The organism is Arthrobacter rhombi, from assembly GCF_900163545.1.
GTDB classification, from domain to species: domain Bacteria; phylum Actinomycetota; class Actinomycetes; order Actinomycetales; family Micrococcaceae; genus Arthrobacter_H; species Arthrobacter_H rhombi_A.
In genome coordinates, this window is sequence record NZ_FUHW01000034.1 from 1 (window position 1) to 24,473 (window position 24,473).

General features: G+C 65.1%; 18 protein-coding genes and 2 tRNA genes. 12 read left to right on the forward strand and 8 right to left on the reverse strand.

What is annotated here, in order from left to right; all coding sequences use genetic code 11:
• The first annotated feature begins 150 nt into the window (after positions 1-150).
• The 3 genes from FM101_RS09665 (at position 151) to FM101_RS09675 (ending at position 2,202) form a co-directional block, all read left to right on the forward strand.
• On the forward strand, positions 151-675 hold the full coding sequence (locus tag FM101_RS09665) for a hypothetical protein (protein WP_086998954.1): 525 nt from the start codon (positions 151-153) through the stop codon (positions 673-675).
• A complete protein-coding gene (locus FM101_RS09670) occupies positions 672-2,060 on the forward strand; it encodes an FAD-binding oxidoreductase (RefSeq protein ID WP_086998958.1) in 1,389 nt (462 codons plus the stop codon). Before FM101_RS09665 ends, FM101_RS09670 begins: the two co-directional genes overlap by 4 nt.
• A 65-nt stretch (positions 2,061-2,125) precedes the next feature.
• A tRNA-Pro gene (locus FM101_RS09675) sits at positions 2,126-2,202 on the forward strand.
• A 110-nt stretch (positions 2,203-2,312) separates the two neighbouring features.
• Here FM101_RS09675 and FM101_RS09680 read toward each other — a convergent pair.
• Both FM101_RS09680 and FM101_RS09685 read right to left on the reverse strand, forming a co-directional pair.
• Positions 2,313-3,338 carry a LacI family DNA-binding transcriptional regulator gene (locus FM101_RS09680; protein ID WP_086998961.1) on the reverse strand — a complete coding sequence of 342 codons (1,026 nt, stop codon included), beginning with the start codon at positions 3,336-3,338 and terminating at the stop codon, positions 2,313-2,315.
• Between the two features lie 40 nt (positions 3,339-3,378).
• Complete coding sequence (locus FM101_RS09685; RefSeq protein ID WP_179204292.1) at positions 3,379-5,160, reverse strand: glycoside hydrolase family 13 protein; 1,782 nt, start codon at positions 5,158-5,160, stop codon at positions 3,379-3,381.
• A gap of 169 nt (positions 5,161-5,329) precedes the next feature.
• Between FM101_RS09685 and FM101_RS09690 the strand changes: the two genes are divergently transcribed.
• The 6 genes from FM101_RS09690 (at position 5,330) to FM101_RS09715 (ending at position 15,142) form a co-directional block, all read left to right on the forward strand.
• On the forward strand, positions 5,330-7,237 hold the full coding sequence (locus tag FM101_RS09690) for a glycoside hydrolase family 13 protein (protein WP_086998967.1): 1,908 nt from the start codon (positions 5,330-5,332) through the stop codon (positions 7,235-7,237).
• Between the two features lie 236 nt (positions 7,238-7,473).
• Positions 7,474-9,129: a xanthine dehydrogenase small subunit gene (locus FM101_RS09695; RefSeq protein ID WP_218778276.1), complete on the forward strand. Its 1,656-nt coding sequence runs from the start codon at positions 7,474-7,476 to the stop codon at positions 9,127-9,129.
• Positions 9,126-11,495, forward strand: coding sequence for a xanthine dehydrogenase molybdopterin binding subunit (xdhB, locus tag FM101_RS09700; protein WP_086998970.1), 2,370 nt, complete (start codon positions 9,126-9,128; stop codon positions 11,493-11,495). The genes FM101_RS09695 and xdhB overlap by 4 nt, the downstream gene beginning before the upstream one ends.
• Positions 11,496-11,507: 12 nt before the next feature.
• Complete coding sequence (xdhC, locus tag FM101_RS09705) at positions 11,508-12,314, forward strand: xanthine dehydrogenase accessory protein XdhC (RefSeq protein WP_342744378.1); 807 nt, start codon at positions 11,508-11,510, stop codon at positions 12,312-12,314.
• Positions 12,311-13,621 (forward strand): guanine deaminase, encoded by a 1,311-nt coding sequence (locus FM101_RS09710; RefSeq protein WP_086998973.1) that lies wholly within the window; start codon positions 12,311-12,313, stop codon positions 13,619-13,621. The genes xdhC and FM101_RS09710 overlap by 4 nt, the downstream gene beginning before the upstream one ends.
• Positions 13,622-13,714: 93 nt before the next feature.
• On the forward strand, positions 13,715-15,142 hold the full coding sequence (locus FM101_RS09715) for an NCS2 family permease (RefSeq protein ID WP_086998975.1): 1,428 nt from the start codon (positions 13,715-13,717) through the stop codon (positions 15,140-15,142).
• 36 nt (positions 15,143-15,178) lie between these two features.
• Here the strand turns inward: FM101_RS09715 and FM101_RS09720 are convergent, their stop codons facing one another.
• The 4 genes from FM101_RS09720 to FM101_RS09735 all read right to left on the reverse strand — a co-directional run bounded on the left by FM101_RS09720 (position 15,179) and on the right by FM101_RS09735 (position 20,119).
• Positions 15,179-16,543 carry a DUF4032 domain-containing protein gene (locus tag FM101_RS09720; RefSeq protein WP_086998978.1) on the reverse strand — a complete coding sequence of 455 codons (1,365 nt, stop codon included), beginning with the start codon at positions 16,541-16,543 and terminating at the stop codon, positions 15,179-15,181.
• Positions 16,544-16,650: 107 nt separating this feature from the next.
• Positions 16,651-17,796 carry an ABC transporter ATP-binding protein gene (locus FM101_RS09725; protein WP_086998981.1) on the reverse strand — a complete coding sequence of 382 codons (1,146 nt, stop codon included), beginning with the start codon at positions 17,794-17,796 and terminating at the stop codon, positions 16,651-16,653.
• Positions 17,797-17,858: 62 nt separating this feature from the next.
• Positions 17,859-18,632 (reverse strand): trehalose-phosphatase, encoded by a 774-nt coding sequence (gene otsB, locus FM101_RS09730; RefSeq protein ID WP_245806676.1) that lies wholly within the window; start codon positions 18,630-18,632, stop codon positions 17,859-17,861.
• Positions 18,633-18,634: 2 nt separating this feature from the next.
• Positions 18,635-20,119: an alpha,alpha-trehalose-phosphate synthase (UDP-forming) gene (locus FM101_RS09735; protein ID WP_086998985.1), complete on the reverse strand. Its 1,485-nt coding sequence runs from the start codon at positions 20,117-20,119 to the stop codon at positions 18,635-18,637.
• 178 nt (positions 20,120-20,297) lie between these two features.
• On the opposite strand from FM101_RS09735, the gene FM101_RS09740 reads away from it, so the two are divergent.
• Both FM101_RS09740 and FM101_RS09745 read left to right on the forward strand, forming a co-directional pair.
• Positions 20,298-21,167 (forward strand): DsbA family protein, encoded by an 870-nt coding sequence (locus FM101_RS09740; protein ID WP_086998988.1) that lies wholly within the window; start codon positions 20,298-20,300, stop codon positions 21,165-21,167.
• 112 nt (positions 21,168-21,279) lie between these two features.
• Positions 21,280-21,356: transfer RNA gene (locus tag FM101_RS09745), tRNA-Thr, on the forward strand.
• Between the two features lie 183 nt (positions 21,357-21,539).
• Here the strand turns inward: FM101_RS09745 and FM101_RS09750 are convergent.
• Both FM101_RS09750 and FM101_RS09755 read right to left on the reverse strand, forming a co-directional pair.
• Positions 21,540-21,947 carry a DUF4190 domain-containing protein gene (locus tag FM101_RS09750; RefSeq protein WP_245806677.1) on the reverse strand — a complete coding sequence of 136 codons (408 nt, stop codon included), beginning with the start codon at positions 21,945-21,947 and terminating at the stop codon, positions 21,540-21,542.
• 109 nt (positions 21,948-22,056) lie between these two features.
• Positions 22,057-22,815: an MgtC/SapB family protein gene (locus FM101_RS09755; protein WP_086998991.1), complete on the reverse strand. Its 759-nt coding sequence runs from the start codon at positions 22,813-22,815 to the stop codon at positions 22,057-22,059.
• A 283-nt stretch (positions 22,816-23,098) separates the two neighbouring features.
• Here FM101_RS09755 and FM101_RS09760 point away from each other — a divergent pair.
• Positions 23,099-24,473 (forward strand): SH3 domain-containing protein (locus FM101_RS09760; protein ID WP_179204293.1); only part of this gene is annotated, 1,375 nt, incomplete at its 3' end.

Consider the following 24,473-nt stretch of genomic DNA (forward strand, 5'->3'; position numbering starts at 1 on the left):
GATGGTACTGCACTCGGGAGGGTGTGGGAGAGTAGGTCGCCGCCGGACAAATTTTGAGTAGGGCCCTGGACATCGTCCGGGGCCCTACGCATTTAACGGTGCCGATGGAGCGCCAGCGCACGCTGCCGGCGCTGAAGGTAGTCTTGAAGCATGGACGGCATTTTCTCCCACGCGGAGCCCACACCCGACCCGGGAAGCGACGGAGGCCGCCCCCGGCTGGAACCGGTGGTGGCTTGCGTGACGGTCGCAATGGAATGTGAACAAGCCTATGAAGGGTTCGTCGACTACCTGCACCTCTGGTGGCCCCTGGGCACCGTGGGAACGATGGGTCCGGGCTCCCACTTGGGGATTGAAGATGGACTGCTGATCGAGGAGTCCGAAGAGGGCGAACGCAGGCAGTGGGGGAGCGTGCGCCACGCAGAACCGCCGGGACGCAGCGAGGCTTCGGAGCGCTCCCATGGCCGGCTGGAATGGGATTTCAGCCTCGGCTACGAGCAAGAAGCCCCGACCCACGTAGCGATCGACTTCGAGGAGACCGGCACCGGAGCCACCGACGTGAGGGTCACCCACGACGGCTGGGCTCCCGGCCCGGCAGGTGAAGGCCAACACGAGGTGGCCGAAGCCTGGCCCGAGATCCTGGGCTACTACCAACGGTTCATGGGTGGTGCCGCATGAGCGCACCGGTACAAGAGGTCGATGCCACGCTCGTGGCCGAACGCCTCACCAGCGCACTCGATGCGGAACAAGTCTGCGTTGAAGCCATCGTGCTGGAGGACTACAGCCACGATTATGGTCACGTGGCCGATCCGCAGGTGCCCCTGGCCGTCGTCTTCGCCAGGGATGCCACCGACGTCCAGCAGGTCGTCCTGCTGGCCGGCGAGCTGGGCTTCTCGGTGATCGCCCGCGGCGCAGGGACCGGGGTCTCCGGTGGCGTCCATGCCACCCGGAATAGCGTGGTCCTCTCCCTGGAACGGATGGACGCCATCCTTGAGATCCGTGCCGAAGACGAAACCGCCGTCGTGCAGCCTGGAGTGATCAACTCCGATCTCAATGATGCAGTGGCCGTCCACGGGCTCATGTATGCCCCCGACCCTGCCAGCCATAAAATCTCCACGATCGGTGGGAATATCGCCACCAATGCCGGGGGACTGCGCTGCGCCAAATATGGGGTCACCCGTGACTCGGTCTTGGCGCTGGACGTCGTGCTGGCCGACGGCCGACTCATCCACGTCGGACGCAACACCTTCAAGGGGGTAGCCGGCTACGACCTCACCAGCCTCTTCGTCGGATCCGAAGGAACCCTGGGGATCGTCGTTGCGGCCACTCTCAGGCTGCGCTATCTCAGTGCCGACCAACGTTCGATCGTCGCGCTCTTTCCCGATTTGGAAGGTGCTGCCGCGGGCGTACTGGCCATCGGCAAGGCCCGGGTCCAGCCGGCGATCACCGAAATGCTCGACTCCGGAACCATGCAGGTACTGGACTCGATCCACGGAACCCACCTCACCGACCGTGGGGGAGCGATGCTGCTGATCCGTACCGACGGCTACGGGGCGGCCATCGAGGAAGAAGTGATTCGCAAGGTTCTCACCGAGCTGGGGGCAGAAGTCAGTGCCTCGGGTGATGCCACGGCCGCGGAGCTCATCGAGATGCGCAGGAACAGTCGCGGCGACGAACAAGACGACGAGTTCCGGGCCGGCGAGGACATCGCCGTGCCGCGGTCGCAGCTCGTGGGCTATATCCACACGCTCCACGAAATCGCCGACAGGCATCAGGTCTGGGTCAGGGTCGTCTGCCATGCAGGAGACGGCAACCTCCACCCCACCTTCTGGATCGACCCCCGTGAGGGCCAGGCCGGGATGAAGCGACTGGAGGCCGCCTTGGACGAGTCGGTGCGCGCGGCCCTGGACGCTGGAGGAACGATCACCGGCGAGCACGGCGTGGGCCAATATAAGCGCCGCTGGCTGACCTGGGAGCTTGAACCCGACGTCCTGGACCTGCAGTACAGGATCCGCGGCTTGCTGGACCCGCAGGGCCTGTTGAACCCCGGAAAGGGAATCTGAAGCCACCGAACCCGATTAGTGAATTCGGGTCCGAACCGGTAAACTTCTTGAGGTTGATGACCCCACGGGGTGTGGCGCAGCTTGGTAGCGCGCGTCGTTCGGGACGACGAGGTCGCAGGTTCAAATCCTGTCACCCCGACCATCTTCCGGAGAACGAACCACGAGTTCGAAGAAACCGGAACAGTCGTCAACCACGAGGATGGGGCCGAGAGATCGGCCCCTTTTTCGTATCCGCACCCACGGCCGTCTGCACTAGGTGCGCGGCGGGGCGCCCGTGGAGGAGCGTGACGTGAACTCCGTGGGAAAGAATCCAGCCGTCGGGTCTGGGCCGCTGGCAGGATCTGTTTCGCCCAGAAGCGTGAGCAGTTTGCCCACCGCGGCGGCCCCTTGTCCTCCTGGATCCTGGGCGATGGTTGTCAGCCCAAGGAGCTCGCCGAGCTCGTGTCCGTCGATGCCGATGACCGACACATCCTCGGGCACCCGCAGGCCAAGGTCGCGGGCCGCGAGAATCGCCCCGAAGGCCATCTCATCGGAGGCGCAGACGATCCCCGTGGGGCGCCGACACGGGCTGGCCAGGACGTTGCGGACCTTCTGATAAGCGCCCGCTGTGGAGAAATCGGCGGTCAGCAACCAATCCCGACGGATAGGTACCTCTGCCTGGTCCATGGCGAATTCGAAACCGTCCTCCCGGGCCGAACCCAGCTTGAAGTCCACCTCGAATTCCTCGGTACCGCCCAGGAAGGAGACCTCCCGATGGCCCAGGCCGATCAGGTGCTCCGTGGCCAGCGCGGCGATATTGAAGTCATCCACCCAAATTGTATCGATCTGGGGGATATATCCCCCAATGGCCACAACCGGCTTACCGACGGAGGCCAGCTGCTCGATCTCCTCGGGCTCCAGTTTGAGCGTGACCGTAATGACCCCGTCGAGGCGTTTGCGCAAGAGCAGTTCCGAGAACACGGAATCCCGGTGACGTTGTTCGCCACCGGTGTTGTACAAGGTGAGATCGTAGCCGGCATCGATCAGAGCGCTGGTGGCCCCCTGCAGCACGGTCGAGAAGAACCATCGGCCCACGGTGGGAACCACCAAACCGATATTCCGGCTGCGCCCAGAAGCCAGGGAAGAGGCGTTATAGGACACGACGTAGCCCAACGACTCGGCGGCGGCCTGAACTCGTTCCTTGGCGGCGGCCGAAACCTTCCCGTTGCCGCTCAGGGCACGCGAGACGGTGGCTACTGAGACACCGGCCAATTCGGCCACGTCCTTGATGCCCGCCATGAGCGTCCTTCCGTCCACGGGCGTGGATTCGCCCCGTTGCCTATCGGTGCTGCCGCAGCCAGATCGCAGCATTCGGGGCCAAGACCACCACCCCGTCCGCGTCGGTGGTGGCTCCCGGTCCGCTGGAGAGCACAACCTCCCCCTCGGGCAGGGGCACCGGATCGTCCGAGGTGTTGAGCACGACGCCGATGCCGGAGTTCTCGAAGGCAATCACCCCGTCCGCAGGACGGGTATCGAGCCATCGCAGCCCACCGGAGCCGAGCTCCAGCCTACGCCGTGTCGCCAGAGCCTGCCGATACATGGACAAGGTCGACGCAGGATCCCCGTTTTGGGCGGACCGGGTGAGCCGTTCCCAGTCGGCTGGTTGGGGCAGCCAGGAAGTTTTCCCCGGGCCGAAGCCCAGTGTCGGGCCCGAAGGTGTCCAGGGTAGGGGAACACGACAGCCGTCACGACCGACCCGTTGACCGGCAGTGCGGAAGAAGTTCGGGTCCTGACGGAACCTGTCCTCCAAGGTGGTGTGGTCGGGCAACCCCAGTTCCTCACCCTGATACAGATAAGCCCCGCCCGGGAGGCCCAACATGAACACGGTGGCTGCCCGAGCGCGGGCCAACCCCAACTCATGATCGGGTTGCGGATCACGGGGGCCCAGACCGTCGCCGAAACGGACGGCGGCCGTGGAACCAAAACGGGTGACATGTCGGCTGACGTCATGGTTGGACAAGACCCAGGTACTGGGAGCCCCCACCGCGTCGAAGGCCGCCAGTGAACGGTCCACCACGGCTCGCAGGGCCCGGGCATTCCACCCGGTATTGAGATACGGGAAGTTGAAGGCCTGTTGCATCTCATCCGAGCGGACCCAGTCGGCGACCGCATCCACCGGGTGGGCGTTGGCCTCGGCACACAGGATGCGTTCGCCGTCGTACTCGGCGAGGATGTCCCGCCACCTGCGGTAGATTTCGTGCACCCCCGGCTGGCCGAACATGGGGGCCTCGGAGAAGGGGAAGCCCGTGCTGGGGGAGCCGTTGGCGTTGCCGCCCCAATCCGGCAGCCCCGGTTTCTTGACCAGGGCATGGGCGACGTCGACCCGGAACCCGGCGACCCCGCGAGCCAACCAAAAGCGCAGGATCCTCTCGAACTCGGCGTGGACTGCCTGCGAATCCCAGTTGAAATCGGGTTGGGAAGAATCAAAGAGGTGCAGGTACCACTGCCCCGCGGTGCCATCGGGTTCGGTGACGCGGGTCCATGCGGGCCCGCCGAAGTGCGACTGCCAATTATTCGGCGGCTCCTGGCCTGCGACGCCACGACCGTCGCGGAAGATGAAGAGCTCGCGCTCGGCGGATCCCGGACCGGCCGCCCGGGCCGCACGGAAGGCCGTGTGCTCCTCGGAGCAGTGGTTGGGGACCAGGTCGACGATGACTCGAAGGCCGAGATCGTCGGCCCGGGCGATGAGTGCGTCGAAGTCGTCAAGGTTCCCGAAGAGGGGGTCCACGTCGGTGTAATCGGAGACGTCGTATCCGGCATCGCGTTGCGGGGAGGGATAGAACGGGGAAAGCCAGACGGCGTCGACCCCCAAACCGGCGATCTGGTGCAGCTCGGCGGTGATGCCGGCCAGGTTGCCGGTGCCCGAACCGTGCAGATCCCGGAAGGACCGCGGGTAGATCTGATAGATCACCGAACTACGCCACCACGAGCGGTCCGTGGAAGGGGCGTGGGCTAGTGGGCCGCGGGCAAAGGCCGGGTGCGGGACCGCTGAGGGGGCATCGGGGCGGGGTGCGGCGGTCGGCAGATCCGACACCGCGCTCACGGCAGGGGCTGGTCGCATGCGCTCCAGCATAGCGGCGGTCGCACCGTCGTGAAAACGTTTGCACACACTCCGGGGCTACGCGTCACGGAAGCCCACGCCGCTCGTGTGAGAGCTTACGATGATGACGTGCATCACCATCGGATTCACCGGAAGCCGACGATGAGAGACTGTCCACCAGGAGGCACCCATGATTCCAGCGCCACACCACGACGGCTCCGCACTCTATGTCGACCGCCAAGACCCCGCCCTGGGTCAGGACGTCGCCGTCCGGCTGCGAGTTCCTGCCGAACAGCCCGCCCCCGGAGGGGTCTGGCTGCGCAGCGTCCGCGACGCCGAACCCCATTACGACGAAGCAACCCGTCTCGGGGAGGCTGAAGGCTGGGTCTGGTGGCAAGCCGTGCTGACCGTGGTGAACCCGGTACAGAAGTACCGCTGGGTGATGCGCACCGGGACGGGCTCGCTCTGGGTCAATGCCCGGGGAACCTCCCAGCGGGACACCCCCGATGCCCAGGATTTCAGGATCTGCGCCGGTGCCGCGATCCCCGAGTGGATCCACCGTTCGGTCATGTACCAGGTCTTCCCCGACCGGTTCGCCCGCTCGGCTTCGGCAGCTGACCGCGAGCTACCCAGCTGGGCGGTTCCCGCCGACTGGGACACCAGCGAGGTCATCGGCCGTGGCCCCGACACCCCGTACCAGTACTACGGCGGGGACCTGGCCGGCATTGGCGAACACCTGGACCACCTCGAGGCGATCGGGGCGACCGTGCTGTATCTGACACCGATGTTCCCGGCCCGTTCCAACCACCGCTACGACGCCTCCGACTTCGCAGGGGTCGACCCGCTGCTGGGCGGCGATGAGGCACTGATCCGACTCGTGGCCGATGCCCACGCCCGCGGGCTTCGGGTCGTGGGGGACCTGACGACCAACCACTCCGGGGACGCCCACGAATGGTTCAGGGCTGCCTACCGGAACCCCGAAGCCCCCGAATCCGATTTCTACTATTTCAGCAAGGACAATACCGAGTACCTGGCCTGGCTCGGGGTTGACTCGTTGCCGAAGTTCAACTGGCGCTCACAGGGGCTGCGGGAACGGTTCATCCTGGACGACGATTCGATGGTGGCCCGCTGGCTGCAGCCGCCGTTCAGCATGGACGGCTGGAGGATCGACGTCGGGAACATGACCGGGCGGGCCGGCGCCGACGACTTCAACCACGAGATCGCGGCACTCATCCGCCAGCGGATGCACGACATCAACCCCGAAGCCCTGCTGGTGGCCGAATCCACCTCCGATGCCGCCCCCGATTTCCAGGGGGACACTTGGCAGGGGGCCATGACCTACACCAACTTCACCCGCCCACTGTGGCAGTGGTTGGCCCGTCCGCGCACCTGGCAGGACGACGGCGCCGCGGTCATGCCGCAGGGCAATGTCACCTCCCAGCCGTGGCCCGACTTCTACGGTTTGCCCCAACGGGGGCCCGACAGCACCGGTGCCGAGGAGTTCCTGGACACTCATCTGGACTTCGCCGCAGCCTTCCCCTGGCGGGTGCGCCTGGCGAACCTCAACGCGATCGACACCCACGACACCGCCCGGGCGGCCAGCGCCATCCTTCCCGGCGCGCAACCGTTGGCCGTGGCCCTGCAGTTCACCCTGCCGGGGGTGCCGATGGTCTTCATGGGGGATGAATTCGGGCTCGAGGGTTTCAACGGGGAGAAATCCCGCACCCCCATGCCGTGGGATGATCCGCGCCGGATCCCCGCGGATCTACGCGGCCTCTACGCCTCGTTGTCGGCACTGCGACGGGAGCGTCCGGCACTGACCTCCGGGGGACTGCGGTGGCTGCACGCCGAGGGCGGGACGCTCGCCTTCATCCGCGAAGACCACCACGAAGCGGTTCTGGTGGTGCTCTTTCGCGATGCCGCCCGCGGCCTCCGGCTGGAGGGCCTGAACCCGGAGGCGAACCCGGTGCCTCTCTGGAGCCACGGAACCGTCACCTGTGAGGTGGACGAAGACTCCGGCGTCGTCCTCGGCGCCCAGGCACTCTGCGCGGCGGCCTTCACGCTGCCCGGAACAACCCTCCCCGCTGAACGGCGCTAACGACGGGATGACCGACGCCCATCATGCTGCCGGTTGCGAACCGCGAGGAGACGATCGAAGAAACCCACTTCCGGTTTTCGGACTCTCGATGTAAGCTGCATCACAATAGTCATCACCTGTTCGCATGGATAACCTGGTGTGGCTCTCCTGACCTCGTCGGCCTCAACCATGCCAGCGACAATGCCCCCCACAGTGGAGTGGGCACCGTTGCTGGATAGGTCGGAGGAGGCTCAATCATGACCGATGCCGCGGATCAAACCACCCAGGACATGGCTGCCACGGCCGTGACCGTCAATGACCACGAGATGTCCGTTGCGGACGTCGCCCCGCATACGACCACATTGCAGTGGTTGCGCGGCAGTGGGATCACCGGCCCCAAGGAGGGCTGCGCTGAAGGCGAATGCGGAGCCTGCGCCGTGATGGTCTCCCGCCCCGACGGAGACGGCGGCACCCGCTGGACGTCGATCAACTCCTGCCTGGTCCCTGCCGCCGCACTCGCAGGCCAGGAAATCTACACCGCCGAGGGGCTGGCTTCCTCCGAAGCGCTGCACCCCGTCCAACAGGAAATGGCCGTGCGGGGAGGCTCCCAATGCGGGTACTGCACCCCGGGGTTCGTCTCCTCGATGGCCGCCGAATACTATCGCGAAGACCGCACCGGTTGCGCCTGCGGCCCCGCGGGTTGCGGTTCGGCCCCCAGCACCTCGGATATCGTCTCCGCCGCCCAGCCCGCACCCACAGGAAACGAACTTCCGTGGCCGATGGTCGCCCACGACGAGGCCCGGCCCCTCAAATCCTGGCTGCCCCCGCGGACCGGCGGCGCTGCGGAAGCGAGGACCGAACCGGCCACCAGATACGAAGCGACGCCGGCGCATGAACCGGATGTCGGAGCCAATGGGTTCGACCTTCACTCCCTCTCCGGGAACCTGTGCCGGTGCACCGGATACCGGCCGATCCGCGACGCGGCCTTCGCCCTGGGAGCCGTGGACCCCGACGACCCGATCGCCCGGCGACGAGAGCAGGCGGCACCGACCAGTCAGCCGTTGCGCCTCGAGAGCGACGGCGGCACGTTCGTTCGCCCGGTGGATCTCGCCGAGGCCCTGGAGCTTCTGGCCACGACGCAGGACGCCGTCCTGCTGGCCGGCTCCACCGACTGGGGCGTCGAACTGACCATCAAACACCGCAGGGCCCCCCTGACCATCGCCATCGACCAGTTGTCCGAAATGCGGCGGTTCCACGTCGCCGAGGACCATATCGAGATCGGAGCGGCGCTCACCCTCTCGGATGTTGAACGCCTCCTCGGCGGGTCGGTGCCCTTGCTCGGTGAACTCTTCCCGCTGTTTGCCTCCCGACTGATCCGCAATGCCGCGACGATCGGCGGAAACCTGGGAACCGGCTCCCCGATCGGGGATCTGGCGCCGGCGCTGTTGGCCCTAGACGCCGACCTGATACTCAGCTCCCCCCGGGGAGACCGGACGGTGGCCCTGGCCGAGTACTTCACCGGGTACCGGCAAAGTGTCCGGGAGGCGGACGAGCTCATTCGTGCGGTGCGCATCCCGACGCCGGTCGCGCCGCTGGGCAGGTTCTATAAGGTCGCCAAACGCAAATTCGACGATATTTCCTCCGTCGCCGTGGCCATCGCCGCGACCGTCACCGACGGCATGATCGAACAGATCCGCATCGGGGTCGGGGGAGCCGCCGCCACCCCGCTCCGTGCCCGGGACACCGAGGCGGCCTTGCTCGGCCAGCCGTGGACGGCCCCGACGTTCGAGGCCGCCGCCGCGGTGATGGAGGCCGAGGGGACGCCGATGTCCGACCACCGGGCCAGCGCCGCCTACCGCAGTGCCACGCTCGCCCAATCCATACGCCGCTTCTCTGAGGAGGTCGGATCATGAAACCGTTCTCGTCCCGGCCCCTGGCCGAAATCCCCGAAGACAGCGTTGCCGGGGTCGTCATGCCGCACGAGGCGGCGTGGGAACATGTCACCGGTCGGGCGCTGTACACCGACGACCTGCCCCACCGTTCGGCTCATGTCCTGCACGCGTGGCCCTTGCAGGTGTTCTCCGCGCACGCCCGGATCGATTCCCTCGACACCTCCACCGCGGCGACCATGCCGGGGGTGGCCCGGGTGCTGACCGCCCACGACGTCCCGGGGATCAACGATTACGGTGACATCGGGGACGAGACCCTCTTCCCCGAGGAAGTGCAGTTCCACGGCCAACCCGTGGCCTGGGTGCTCGCCGACACCCTGGAACAGGCACGGCTGGCCAGCGAGGCCATTGAGATCACCTATACCGAGCTGCCCTCCATCATCACCACCCAGGAGGCCATCGCCGCCGGACAGTTCCAAGGTCCCACGGGAACCCTCCAGCGCGGAGATGCGGATGCGGCCCTCGAGCAGGCCCCCCACCGCCTCAGCGGCGGGATCGACATTCAGGGGCAGGAACACTTCTACCTCGAAACCCAGGCATCCTTCGTCACCATCGACGAGGGCGGCCAGGTCTTCATCCAGTCGTCGACCCAGGCACCCAGCCACACCCAAGAGGTCGTCGCCCGGGTCCTGGGGATTTCGTCGAGCCAGGTCACCGTGCAGTGTCTGCGCATGGGGGGAGGCTTTGGCGGGAAAGAAACGAACGCGAACGCGTTCGCCTCCGTCGCCGCCCTGGGCGCCGTACTGACCGGCAGGCCCGTGAGCCTGCGTCTGAACCGCACCCAAGACCTGACGATGACCGGCAAACGCGGTGGATTCCATGCCACCTGGGAGGCAGGCCTGGACGATGAGGGCCGTATCCTCGCCTATAAGGCGGTGCTGACCGCCGATGGTGGTTTCAGCGTCGATCTTTCGCCGGCGGTGGTCAGCCGGGCGTTATGCCATGTTGATAACGCCTACTATCTTCCCAACGTCCACGTGGTCGGCCGGATTGCCCGGACGAATAAGACCTCGCATACTGCCTTCCGCGGTTTTGGGGCCCCGGCAGGAATGATCGTGACCGAAGACCTGCTGGGTCAGGCGGCCACGAAACTGGGGATCAGCGAAGAAGAGATCCGCCGCCGGAACTTCTACACCCCGGGCCAGACCACACCCTACGGGCAGGTCGTCAGCCAGGCGTCACGTATGGAGGATATCTGGGACAAGCTCCTGGACACCAGTGACTACGATGACCGGCTGCGCGGCATCACGGAATTCAACGCCCGGCACCCGCACCTCAAACGCGGGCTGGCCATCACCCCGGTGAAATTCGGTGTCTCCTTCAATAAGCCGGTCCTGAACCAGGCCGGTGCCCTCGTGCTCATCTATCGGGACGGATCGGTACTGATCAATCACGGAGGCACGGAGATGGGCCAGGGGCTGCACACCAAAATGTTGCATGTCGCCGCGACCGCGCTGGGCCTCCCACTGCGCCGGGTACGCCTGGCCCCGACCCGGACCGATAAGGTGCCCAACAGCTCGGCCACCTCCGCCTCGACCGGTTCGGACCTCAACGGAGGGGCGGTGAAGAACGCCTGCGAACTCATCCTCGACCGGTTGGCACCGGTGGCCGCAGGGATGCTGGGCGTGAACTCCAACGACGTCCGGATCAGCGGGGAGGTCGTCAGCGGTCTGGGAACGAAGAACACCGTGGGCTGGACAGAGCTCGTCGAGACGGCCTACCAACAACGGGTGTCCCTGTCGGCGACCGGCTACTTCCGCACGGAAGGCCTCTACTTCGATCCGAGCACCTATCAGGGCAACGCCTTCAAGTATTACTCCCGCGGGGCAGCCGTGGCCGAGGTCGAAGTCGACGGGTACACCGGGGCGTATACGACACGGCAGGTGGACCTGCTGCACGACGTCGGAAGTTCGCTGTCGCCGTTGATCGACCTCGAGCAAATCGAGGGGGCCTTCGTCCAAGGAGCCGGTTGGCTCACCCAGGAGGACCTGCGCTGGGATACCAGCGATGGTGCGCAGCGGGGCAAACTGCTCACCCAGGCGGCGAGCACCTATAAGTTGCCGTCCTTCTCGGAACTGCCGCAGGTGTTCAACGTCGACCTCTACGTCCACCCCACCGATGACGGCAGCGTCTATGGTTCCAAGGCAGTGGGGGAGCCGCCCCTGATGCTCGCGATTGCCGTGCGGGAAGCGTTGCGGGCAGCCGCAGCGGCTTTCGGGGAGCCGGGACAACAGGTCGAACTGCCGTCCCCAGCCACCCCCGAAGCCGTGTACTGGGCGCTGGACCACGTCCGGCGCGGGGCCCCCGACCCGGCCCTCGCGGCCGAATGACGGTGGTGGGACATGATGGATTGGATCAGTGGAATCACCCGTGCCCGCGCTGCCGGGACCGCGGGGATCCTCGCGACGATCATCGACGTCCGGGGACATTCCCCCCGGGAGGTCGGTGCGAAGATGTTCATCGGCGCCGAGACCGCTTCGGGCAGTGTTGGCGGAGGCAATATGGAAGCCACCATCACCGAGCAGGCCCGCACCATGCTGAGAGACGGGGCGGACACTGTCGTGGAAACCGAGTTCGGCCTCAACGAACACGCGCAGGTCGCCTATGGCACCCAATGCTGCGGCGGGACCGTCCGGGTGCTCCTTGAACCGATCGGCCGGCGCCCTACGGTAGCGATTTTCGGTGCCGGCCACGTCGGCAAGGAATTGGCCCGTATTCTCAGCCGCACCGATGTGACCCTCCACCTGGCCGATTCCCGGCGGGGCATGGTCGACGAAACCCTGGCCGAGTGCCTGGAAGCGGGGCCTGCCACCGTGCACCTCCACACCCTGCCGGCCCCCGAGACACTGATGGCTGCCCTCCCAGCCGACGCCCATGTACTGATCCTGACCCACGACCACGCCGAAGACCTGATCTTGTGCGACGCAGCCCTGCGGCGCGAAAGCATCGGGAGTATCGGAGTCATTGGCTCCTCCGCCAAATGGTCAAGATTCCGCATGAAACTTGCGGCCGAAGGCCACAGCGAGTCGGCTATCGAACGTATCCAATGCCCCATAGGGGTCCCCGACCTCACCGGAAAACACCCAGCCGTCATCGCCATCAGTGTCGCCGCGGACCTGATGCGCGTCTTTCAGAAAGCCACCCCATGACCCATGAAGCCTTTGCGCCCGTGACGATCGTCCACGGCCTCATCCTAGACACCCCAGAGGACCCCTTCCACGGCGGTGAACTGCGCGCCGAGGAATGCGCGCTCGCCGTCATCGACGGGGTGATTACCTTCCGAGGCTCTCTCGCCGAAGCACAAAAACGCTACCCGGCAGCAACGCTGGCCACGGTGAGTGGGCTGCTACTTCCCGGGCTGGTCGACACCCATGTGCACTACCCGCAAGTGCGGATTATCGGTGGGCTGGGGATGCCGCTGCTGGAATGGCTCGATCACTGTGCCCTGCCCGAGGAAGCCCGGATGGCCGATCCGGCCCATGCCCAGGCGGTGGCCAGCGAGTTCGTGAACGGACTGATTGGTGCAGGAACCACCACGGCACTGGCCTTCGGCGCCCATTACGTTCCCGCGACCGACGCACTGTTCCGTGCCGCACACCACAGTGGTCTGCGCATGACCGCGGGCCTCGTCGTTGCCGACCAGGTCCTGCGCGAAGACCTCCGAACCACCCCCGAACGAGCCGCCCGGGAGGCCGCCGGACTGATCGAAGCGTGGCATGGGAAGGGGAAGCTGCGGTACGCCGTCACACCGCGTTTCGCCCTGTCAGCGAGCGCCGACCTGCTCGACTCCTGCCGGGAGACCCTCAACGGCACTCCCGATCTATTCTTCACCTCCCATGTCAACGAGAACCCGGCAGAAATGGCGGCGGTGGCCGAACTCTTCCCGGACGCCTCGAACTACAGCGATGTCTACGACCGGCGCGGCCTGCTCGGGCGCCAGAGCCTCCTGGCCCATAACGTCCACCCGACCGACGCCGAACTGGCCCGACTCGGTGAGACAGGCACCGCGGTCGCCCACTGCCCCTCCTCGAACTCCTCCCTCGGCAGCGGCCTGTTTCCGCTGCGAAGACACCTCGAGGCGGGGGTGCGAGTCTCGCTGGGCTCCGATGTCGGCGCCGGGACCGGATTCAACCATTTCAAGGAAGGCCTACAGGCCTACTTCCATCAGCAGCTGCAACCGGACGGGGTACCCCTGGGTCCCGCGCATCTGCTCCATCTGGCCACCGTGTCCGGGGCCCGGGCACTGGGTCATGACGACGTCGGCCATCTCAGCGTCGGTGCCGTCTTCGACGCGATCGAGGTCAACCCGCCACCCGGGACACCCCTGGAAGCCATCCTGAAGAATGCTCCCAGCGCCGACCGCGCCCTGGCAGCAGTCTTCGCCAACGGGACAAGCGCGGATCTCGACCGCGTCTGGATGGGCGGTGTGGCGACTCATACCCGTACGCCAGAGTGATGTTCCAGACCCCCGCGGGTCAGCCGGGCCATCGTCCTTTGTGGATTTGATGAACCGCACCGTGGTGGTCCCACCAATGCTCAAAGGAGAGCAATGAGTACCAACATCCCAAAACGTGAAAGTGATCCGCCGCAACAAACCGCCGTCGCCGGTCGGAGCGTGATCGACAGATACTTCAAGGTCTCCGAACACGGCTCGACCTACGGCATCGAGATACGTGCCGGCATCACGACCTTCCTGGCGATGAGTTACGTCATCTTCGTCAACCCGAGCATTCTCAACGATGCCATGGCCGGCCAGATGCCCGAGGTGGGCAACCTGTTCACCCAGCTGGTCATGGTCACCTGTATGGCCGCGATCCTGGGCTCGCTGTATATGGGTTTGATTGCCCGCTACCCCTTCGCCCAGGCACCCGGCATGGGGCTGAACGCCTACTTCTCCTACACGGTCGTGCTGGGCTTGGGATATCGCTGGGAGACGGCGCTCGGCGCCGTCTTCATCTCCGGTGTCCTGTTCATCATCCTCAGCGTGTTCGGCATCCGGCAGGCGATCGCCAAGGCGCTGTCGACCAGCATGAAATACGCGATCACCGCAGGTATCGGTGCGTTCTTGGCCTTCCTGGGCATGAAGAACATGGGATTCGTGGTCAGCAACGACGCGACACTGGTCAGCATCGGGGACGTCACCAAACCGCACGTCTGGTTGGGGATGCTCGGACTGCTCATCATCGCCGTGCTGATGAAACTCAAGGTCAGGGCGGCGATCCTCTTGGGGATCATCGCCACGACCCTCATCGCGGTCATCAGCCGTCTGCCGGTCTACCCGGGGGCCGAGGAGGGCACCTTCGCGGCGTTCGGCGGCTTCGGTGGCTCACCGGTCCAAATGCCGATCTGGCCCAGTGACCTGGCCTTCCACCTGGATATCGGTGGGGCGTTGGGGGCAGGACTGCTCTCGGTGGTATTCACGTTCTTCTTCGTCGATTTCTTCGACGCCACCGGAACGCTCACCGGTCTGAGCCAACGCGCCGGCATGATCGGCAAGGATGGTGAAATGCCACGGGCAAAGACCCTGTTTTCGATGGACGGGCTCGCAGCGCTCAGCGGTGCGGCACTGGGTACCTCGACCACGACCGCTTATGTCGAGTCGGCTGCCGGGGTGGAAGAAGGGGGCCGTACGGGGCTGACAGCGGTCACCGTGGCCGGCTTCTTCGGTCTGGCGATGTTCTTCTCACCGGTCATCGCCGCCGTACCAACCTCCGCCACGGCACCGGCACTCATCCTCGTCGGAGCGCTGATGATGGAGGGGGCACGCCATATCGAATGGGATGACATCTCCGAATCCTTGCCCGCGTTCCTGACGATCATCGTCATGCCCTTGACCTTCTCGATCGCCGAAGGTGTGGCCGTGGGCATCGTCTCCTACGCGCTCATCAAGGTGTTCTCGGGGCGGATCAAGGAAGCGCACTGGATTCTCTATCTCATCGGCGCGCTGCTGATTGTGCGGTGGATCTGGCTGGGGTGACCCTAGCGGACGGGCCCGTCGATCCAGCCCGGGGTCCTACTCCCCACCCTCGGGCTGGTCGACGGCGTCCAAGACCCCCGACGGGGGGTTGAGCATGATCGCCGCCTCGTCGCGGCGGTGACGCAGGATCGTCTCGATATAGGACTCGATGGTCTCGGCCATCGGGACGTTGCTGCCACGCTGCTCGGAAATGAACCAGCGGTGCTCGAGCACCTCATGGACCAGCTGGGCCGGTTCGAGCTTGCCATGGAGTTCGCGCGGAATCGCCTCGGTGATGGGTTCGAAGACCTCGTGAACCCATTGCGCCGCATTGAGTTCCTCATCCATCTCCGGGTGCTTGCGGGCTCGGAAGGCATCGATGTCGTTGAGTAGCCGTCGAGCCTGGAACTCTTGGACATCCAAACCGGTCAGACGCAGCAGCCGGCGTTGATGGTGCCCGGCGTCGACGACCTTGGGCTGGATCTGAAGTTGGGTGCCGTCGGCGGTGGTCCGCAAGGCGATTTCGTCGACGTCGAAGCCCAGATCATTGAGTCGGCGGATCCGCTCATCGACCCGCCACCGTTCGGCCAGATCGACGTGGTCGCGGCGGGTGAGTTCCTGCCACAGCCGGTGGTAGCTGTCCATGATTTGCTCGCTGGTGGCCAGCGGGTCGACCGAGTCCTCGATCAACGAGGCCTCCATCAGATCCATGAGTTCACCGGCAATATTGACCCGGGCAATTTCGAGGTCGTATTCGCGTTGGCCCTCGGACAGCGACGGATACAGTTCTCCCGTTTCGGCGTCCACGAGATAGGCGGCGAACGATTCGGCGTCGCGGCGGAACAGCGTGTTCGACAGGGAGACATCGCCCCAGTAGAAGCCGGCCAGATGCAGCCTGACCAATAACAACGCCTGGGCGTCGATGAGCCGGTGCAGCGTCTCGCGCCGCAGCCGCTGGGAGAAGAGGGCACGATAGGGCAGCGAATACTTCAGATGACGGGTCACCAGGACCGGGTTGAGTTCGTCGCCGTTCTCGTCGGCACGTCCGGTGATCACGGCCACCGGCTCCACGCAGGGGACCCCCAACCGGTTGAGTTTGCGCAGCATATGGTATTCGTGCCGGGCAATATGCTCCCCGGTCTCCTTGACTGCGATCACGGTTTCGCCCAGCAGCGCGAAGCGGACGACGTGGCGGGAGATGCCGCGCGGCAGCGCTGCCAGGTTCTTGGCGGGCCATTCCTCCAAGGGGAGATGCCAGGGCAGGTCAAGCAGCGCCGAATCCATGGTGGCCGACGTGATGTTCAACGAACCGCCCAGCGACGTGCGCGGGGTTTCGTCGCTGATCGCGGTTTCGCGGGGAAGCTTACCGTGCTGGCTGTAATCGGTCGGTTCGTTATGCCAGCTGGCATAGTGGCGGGTCATCGCATCCTCGGTTCTGCACGGGGCCCACGGGCTGGAGGGGGGGGGTGGAACGACGGCGGCCCCGCCTTCGCGGTGAAGGCGGGGCCGCCGTCGGCTACCGGTGGTGGTTACTCGGAATCGACGAGGTTCTCCACGTCGGCCAGCGAGGCCTGCGGGGCGTTGGCCGCCTCGGGATCACCCAGGCGCTGCCCGGTCTTGGTGTCGAACATGTGGATGTGCTCGGCCTTCGGGCGCACCATCACGGTGGAACCCTTCAGGGGGGGCCTGCGGCCATCCACGCGGATGACCATCGGGTACTCGCGGCCGTCCAAGGTGGCGTGGCCGTACACGTAGGCGTCGGCGCCGAGTTCCTCGACGACGTCGACCTCGACGTCCAGGCCTTCACCGGCCCCGACGATCTCCAGGTCTTCGGGGCGGACGCCGGAGGTGATCGTCTGGCCGTTGGCCTCGGCCAGGACGGCCGGGTCCACCGGGTAGGTGTAGTTGCCGAATTCGATGCCACCGGAAACGGCGGGCAGTTCCAGCAGGTTCATGGCGGGGGAGCCGATGAAGCCGGCAACGAAGACGTTGGCCGGACGGTCGTAGAGGTTGCGAGGGGTATCCACCTGCTGCAGGATCCCGGCGTTGAGGACCGCGACGCGGTCGCCCATCGTCATGGCCTCGACCTGGTCGTGGGTCACATACACGGTGGTGACGCCCAGGCGACGAGTCAGCGAGGCGATCTGCGTACGCGTCTGCACACGCAGCTTCGCGTCGAGGTTCGACAACGGCTCGTCCATGAGGAAGACCTGCGGGGAACGCACGATCGCGCGGCCCATGGCCACACGCTGGCGTTGGCCGCCGGAGAGGGCCTTGGGCTTGCGGTCCAGGTAGTCCTCGAGGTCCAGCAGCTTGGCGGCCTCACGGACGCGTTCGGCGCGTTCGGCCTTGTCGATGCCGGCGATCTTCAGGGCGAAGCCCATGTTCTCGGCGACCGACATATGGGGGTAGAGCGCGTAGTTCTGGAAGACCATGGCGATGTCACGGTCCTTCGGCGGGACGTCGGTGACGTCGCGATCGCCGATGAGGATCCGTCCCGAGTTGACGTCCTCCAGCCCGGCGAGCATACGGAGTGATGTTGATTTGCCGCAACCTGAAGGCCCGACGAAAACGAGGAATTCCCCGTCGGCAACATCGAGGCTGAGCTTATCGACTGCGGGCTTCGAAGTGCCCGGGTAAAGCCTGGTTGCCTGGTCAAAAGTGACTGTGGCCATGATTGATCTATCCCCTCACGGGCAGGTACGTGCCCGACGGTCCGTTGTGAATGGTGTCACAATCATCGCACACCGAGGGCCAATTGCAGAAGAGCCGGGACGTCACCAATTCCGTCGACCCGGAACGGGGCACGTGTTTTCCCCGGCCCGACCTTGACCCCGACGTCGCCCCGACGCAGGACGGAGAAGGCGTCTTCGTCGGTCACGTCGTCGCCGGCAAAGAGCACCGCATCGGCGTCAACCACCTCGCGTAGCCAGTTCAAACCGGCACCCTTATCCGCCCGGATGACCGAGGCTTCGAGGACGTTCTTGCCATCCGAGAGGCTCAACCCGGACAGGGCTTCCAACCGGCTCCGGGCCTTTCGAAGGGCAGCGGCACCCACCGCGGGTTCGGCCTGCCTGACATGGAGGACGACGCCGGCCGGCTTATGTTCCAGCGTGGTCCCCGGATGCGCTGCGGAAACGTCCTCGAGCCGGGAGACCGCCGCGGCGAGCAAGGTGAGCTGTGCTGGGCCGAGCTCCAGGCTGCCGGCATCGGCGGCCAGTTCAGGGGGCGCCCATAGCTGGCCGCCGTGGCTTCCGGCCAGCAGGACGCGGGGCCCCGGGCGGGCCACGGCGCGCAAGCTGTCCAGATCCCTGCCGGAGAGGAGTGCGGTGACGGTATTCTCCGCCTCACCCAGCTCGGCAAAGGCCTCCGCGGCGGCAGGCAGGGCGCGGGCATCTCCTGGCCGGTCCACGAAGGGGGCCATGGTGCCGTCGAAGTCCATGGCCACCAAGAGCAGCCCGACGTCGCCCAGTCCGTCCACGGCGCGACGAAGTGCGGCATCCAGAGCCATGGTCAGTCCTCCTCGGCCTGGGCCAGTGAGGCCAGGAAGTCGCGGGACCAGCGGGCCACGTCGTTGGTGCTGACCTGGCGACGCATGATGCGCATCCTCCGCGCTGCCTCCTGCTCCGGCATGCGGATGGCATCGAGAATGGATTCCTTCATCCCATCGATATCGTGCGGGTTCACCAAGACCGCGTGGCGCAACTGGTCGGCGGCCCCGGCAAACTCGCTGAGCACCAGGGCCCCCCGGTTGTCGGCATGGGCCGCCACATATTCCTTGGCGACCAGGTTCATGCCGTCGCGCAGGGCGGTCACGAGCATCACATCGGCGGCCAAATAGAGGGCCACCATCTCCTCGACCGGGTAGCTGTGGTGTAGATAGCGCACCGCTGTGTGGCTCATCGTGTCGTATTCGCCGTTGATCCGTCCGACACTTCCTTCCACGTCCTCGCGCAGGGTGATGTAGTGGTCGACGTGTTCACGGCTGGGGCTGGCGACCTGGACCAGGGTGGCCTGACCCACGGTGAGTTCCTGGTCGGCGAGCAGTTCTCCGAAGGCCTTGATGCGGTGGCGGATGCCCTTGGTGTAGTCCAGCCGGTCGACGCCGAGCAGGATCACATCAGGATCGCCCAGATCGGCGCGAATCTCCCGTGAACGAGCCAGGACTGCGGGGTCCTCGGCCAATGCGGCGATCAAGGCCGAATCGATGGAAATCGGATGGGCTTCGGCCCGGGCCACCCGGTGCGGTGTCCCGTCCTCGTCCTGGACGTGCACACGCTGGGATTTGACCGTGAAACCGAGGTAGCGCTTCACGCAGCGCAGGAAGTTGCTGGCATCGGATTGGCGTTGGAAGCCGATCAGATCGGCACCGAGGATCCCCTCAAGGACCCGGTGACGCCACGGCAGCTGCGCGAAGATCTCCATCGGGGGGAAGGGAATGTGGTTGAAGAAGCCGATCCTCAAATCCGGGCGCATGGCCCGCAACAACCGGGGGACCAGCTGGAGCTGGTAGTCCTGCACCCAGACCGTGGCGCCCTTCGACGCCGCCGCTGCTGCCGCTTCGGCAAAGCGCACGTTGATCTCGCGGTAGCGGTCCCACCAGGTGCGGTGGAACTCCGGGGGCATGATGACATCGTGGTAGAGCGGCCACAGGGTGGAGTTGGAGAAGCCCTCGTAGTACAGCTCGACATCCTCTTGGCTCAGCGGCACCGGCACCAGATGCATGCCATCTTCCTTGAACTCTTCGAGTTCCTCGTCCGTGGCCCCATGCCAACCGACCCAGGCGCCTTCGGCCGAAGCCATCACCGGGGCCAGGGCGGTGACCAGGCCGCCGGGGGAGCGGCGCCACTGAGCGGTGCCCTCGGCCGTGACAACCCGGTCCACGGGCAGCCGGTTGGCGACGACGACGAAGTCGAATTCCCCGGTGATGGGCTTCTTCTCGGCGGTGACCGGGGCCCGGCGCTCGCGTGACGCCGTCGTACTGCGGTAATCCTGCATGCTGTTGACTGTATTGGGCACGGCTTGCCTCCTTGGGGTGCGTGGACGTACCTCTTCTGCCCCGAGCTTATGCGTCCGGGGCAGCCCCTGCACTTCTCTCACGGCTGGCACACAGGAACGGTGCCCTAAACTAAGTGGGGTTTCCCTGTCCGATCCAGCAGAGTAGGAATGTACTTTCATGGCATCAAACACCCCGCGGCCGCCGAAGGCCGAGAGGAACGCCACGGCCCGAGAGCAGGCCCGGCAGCTCCATGCACGGCAACAGACGGCCGCGAAACGCAACTCCCTGTTCTTGAAGCTCGGCGTCGTGGTGGCGGTCGTGGCGATCATCGCGATCGTCGTGACGCTCGTATTGCAGAATAACAAGACGAGCATCCCCGATGCCGGACAGGCCCCGTCGCACGGCAATAAGTTCGGTGGCTACACGCTCACCCCTGACGGTCTGACCGATACCCCGACCATGTCGGTCGATAAGGAAGCTGTCCCCGATGCCGGGACCATCGACGGCAAGAAGGTCCCCGGTGGCGTCACCGAAGGCAAGAAGGGCGAGCCCGTCCAGGTCGTCATCTACGCGGATATGAGCTGCCCGGTCTGCAAGGACTTCGAGACCCAGTACGGTGCCGAGCTGGAAAAAATGGCCGACGCCGGTGACATCACCCTCGAATACCGCATCGCCACGTTCCTGGACCGCACGTCACCGACGAATTATTCTTCGCGGGCGGCCAACGCCGTGGCCTGTGTCGCCGACAGCAAGCCCGAGGCGTTCAGCGACTACTTGACCGCCCTGTTCGAGCAGCAGCCAGAGGAAGGCAGCAAGGGCCTGCCCAATGCGAAGCTGGCCAAGATCGCCGAGGAGTCGGGGGCCGGAGACATCTCTTCCTGCGCCGACGGCACCGAATTCCGGCCGTGGGCCGACTACGTGAACGCCGGTTTCCAGAAGTACGAGATCGGCGGAACCCCTTCCGCCTACATCAACGGTCACGAATGGAAGATCGGCGAAGAGGACTTCAAGCAGGTCCTCGACAAGGCAGTGGCCGACAATAAGTAGCCCCAGCCAAGGTCTCTTCACGGGCGGTCCCTGCTTCGGCGGGACCGCCCGTTTCCGCACCGGAGGGCACCTAGGCTAATCTTGTTCATGCTGCCGGGCTTCCGGCGCACATGCCTCCTTAGCTCAGCTGGCCAGAGCACCTGTCTTGTAAACAGGGGGTCGCCGGTTCGAATCCGGCAGGGGGCTCCACCGAAAGTGAAGCATCAAACAGGGCGGGCCCGACCAGGGCGTTGAAGTCCCGGCCTGTTATGGCCCACAGGGTCAGTAGCAGTCCTGACTCACATGACTTCGGAGTTCTCCGGGGTCATTCGTGGTTTGGCGAGGGCGCGCGTCGTATCGGTGGCTACCCCCGAGAGCCGCTCTGGAGGGGGCTTAGAAGATCATGCGCAGCAGAAAAAGCCCGACCCAGACATAGCCGATGATCAGGCCGGAGAGGGCCAGCCCCGCTCCACCCTCACCAGTTTGGCGGATCTGGGATCGGGCGATGTGCCCGAAGATGATTCCGAGGATGCCGGTGAAGATGCCCAAAACCAGGGCAAGGATGGCGAACAGGTTCGTCTGTGGCAGCACGGGCTGCTGATACATCGGTTGCCCGTTCATGGTGTAGCCGATTTGGGTGGGTACGCCCTGCGGTTGCCCGGCATTGAAATTCGCAGCGACGCCGGCCCTCGGCCTATTGGATGACTTCAGAACAATGACGAGAACGAGTCCGACAACCATGATGGCCACCAGGGCGATCACCCCGAGTATCAAAATGTGCCATCCCTGCAATCCGCCCACGGTTCCCCTTCCACGGCGGTGGTCGGGCCACCGCAACGATTTTTCTTCCCTTTACTGTCCCACCTAGGCCCGGCGTCCTGTCTACCCGTGCTGCGTCATGTTGACTGGTCTACTCGGCCTGGTCTTCCACGGTAACGCCGGTGACGTTCGCCAGCTCCGAGAGCCGGTGGACCAGCTCGTTGAGGGCTCCCGTCCCTTCGATCTCCAGTTCGACTCCGACCTCGCCCGCGGTGGATTGCTGTTCGGGGCCCTTCATCAGCCGGCTCATGGTCCCGCTGCTTCCGGCATCTTCGCGTTCGGTGGAGAACCCCTGGATTTGGAAGCCTTGGGTGGTGCAGGCCTGGAGGATCGCACGTAATGCGCCGGTGCCGTCGACATAGCTGACCCGCAGGCCATGCTCGGTCCGGTTGCCCAGAGACGTGCGACGGACGATCCATGGGTAGGTGTAGGCGACCACATAGTGGGCGAAGACGACGAAAACCGCGGGAATGATCAGGCCAGCCCCCGATGCTGTGCCGATGGCCGCGGTCAGCCACACCGACGCAGCGGTGGTCAGGCCGCGGACCTTATTGCGCCGAACGAAGACGAGACCGGCGCCGATGAAGCCGATGCCAGAGACGATTTGGGCTGCGACACGGGACGGATCGAGGTTGATGTGCTCTTGGACGGCAGGGGCGATCACATCGGAGAACCCGTACTTGCTCACAATGGTGAACAAAGCGGCACCGACACCGACCAAAGTGTGGGTGCGCATACCCGCCGATTTGGCTTTGAGCTGGCGTTCGAACCCGATGGCCGTGGACAGGACGAGGGCAACCGATAGACACAGCAGCATCTGCCACCAGGTGGTTTCCCCGGACAGGATCATGATTTCGACTCCTTCGTGGCGCGGAAGAACCCACCATCGCTAGGTCATATTCCATCAGTGCCTCCCATCATCGCGCTGGTGAAGCGCGGATGCCAGCCGTTGCCGGATTCCAGAAGGAACGATCCTGCCCTATTATCAAAGTTGCGCTGAAACTGGGTGGTTCAGCGACGGCTTGCGGCGCTCCATCGGCAAGCAGGGGGGAAGCGGATCTTTTCGCTGCCCAAATCATCTGAACCAAGGGCAGTACTCCGTTATCCCTACTTGTGAATGTTGAGCGCGAAAAATGAATAAAACCCGAAACCTGCTGTGGTCTACAGCGACCGCAATGGCCTTGATCGCTGGCACCGTGGGGGTGGCCCCGGTTCAAGCAGCCCCGCCCAAAGATCATGTGGTCTCGCCGCTCAAGCCCAAAACCTATAGGTATTCCTCACCGCAGGGGCCGCGATGCATCCCGGTGCGCAACGGCACCACCATGCATCTCGGCCAAGACCTTCCAGCAAATGAGGGCAATGCGATCTATGCCGTGGCCGACGGTGTGGTGACAGCCACCCATCGAGGGGCCCGCGGAGGTTCCTCGGGCTACCTCATTGTCCGGCATGTCCTCTCCGGGAACACCTACTACACGGCCTACATCCACATGTGGGATGGCGGGAAGTTCGTCAAGGTCGGGCAGAAGGTCAAAGCGGGGCAGAAGATTGCCGAGGTCGGCAATTCCGGCCCGTCGACAGCCCCCCACCTGCATTTCGAGGTTTGGGGATCTGCCGGGTGGATGAAGGGCCCGACCATCGAGCCGATGGCCTGGCTGAAGCGCTATGGCGTGGATATGCGCGCCAACGCGAGCGTCGTCTATAACTTCACGCTGCCTAAAAGCTGCAATTACTGGGCGGCCAGCGATCTGAACCTGCGCTCTTCCTCATCGTCGGGCTCCAAACTGGTCAAAAAGGTCCCCAAAGGCACCCCGATGACCAGCACCCCGGGAGCCTACTTGAACGGCTACGTCAAGGTCGTTGCCGCCGGTACGAGTGGTTGGGCACTACATGGAGCCGTGTCCCCGACTCGGGTCACCGCGTCGACCAACGACATTGAGGTCGTCCCGCTCTCGACCGCGGACTACAGCACCACCGGTGCGGTGAACCTGCGCCAGGGGCCGTCGACCGCATATAAGAGTCTCGGCGTTGTCCCGAAGAACGCTCAGGTCAAGGTCAACGGCACGGCTGGCGGCTGGATGAGGGTGGTCTATAAAACCGGATCCACCTCCACCACCGGATTCATCGCCGGCTCCTATCTCAAACGTTCCGCACCGGCCGTCACCAAGCCGCCGGTGACGAAGCCGAAACCTGCAGCCCCGGCGAAACCCGCCAAATCTGTGCCCCGCCAGACCGCCTCCGCAGTCAACATGCGTCGCGGTGCGGGGACGAGTCACCAGACCGTCTTGGTCTTGCCAAAGGGTGCGAAGGTCGCGCAGATTTCAGCTTCCGGCGGTTGGTCCAAGGTCACATACTCCGGCAAGACCGGCTACGTTGCTACGTCCTTCCTGAGAAACGTTCCGTCCACGCCCGCGAAGGCGCCAGTCAAGAAGCCTGCAAAGGCTCCCGTGAAGGCCCCTGCGAAGAAGCCTGCCGCGAAGTCGGTCACGAAGGTGACGAAGGCAAACCTGA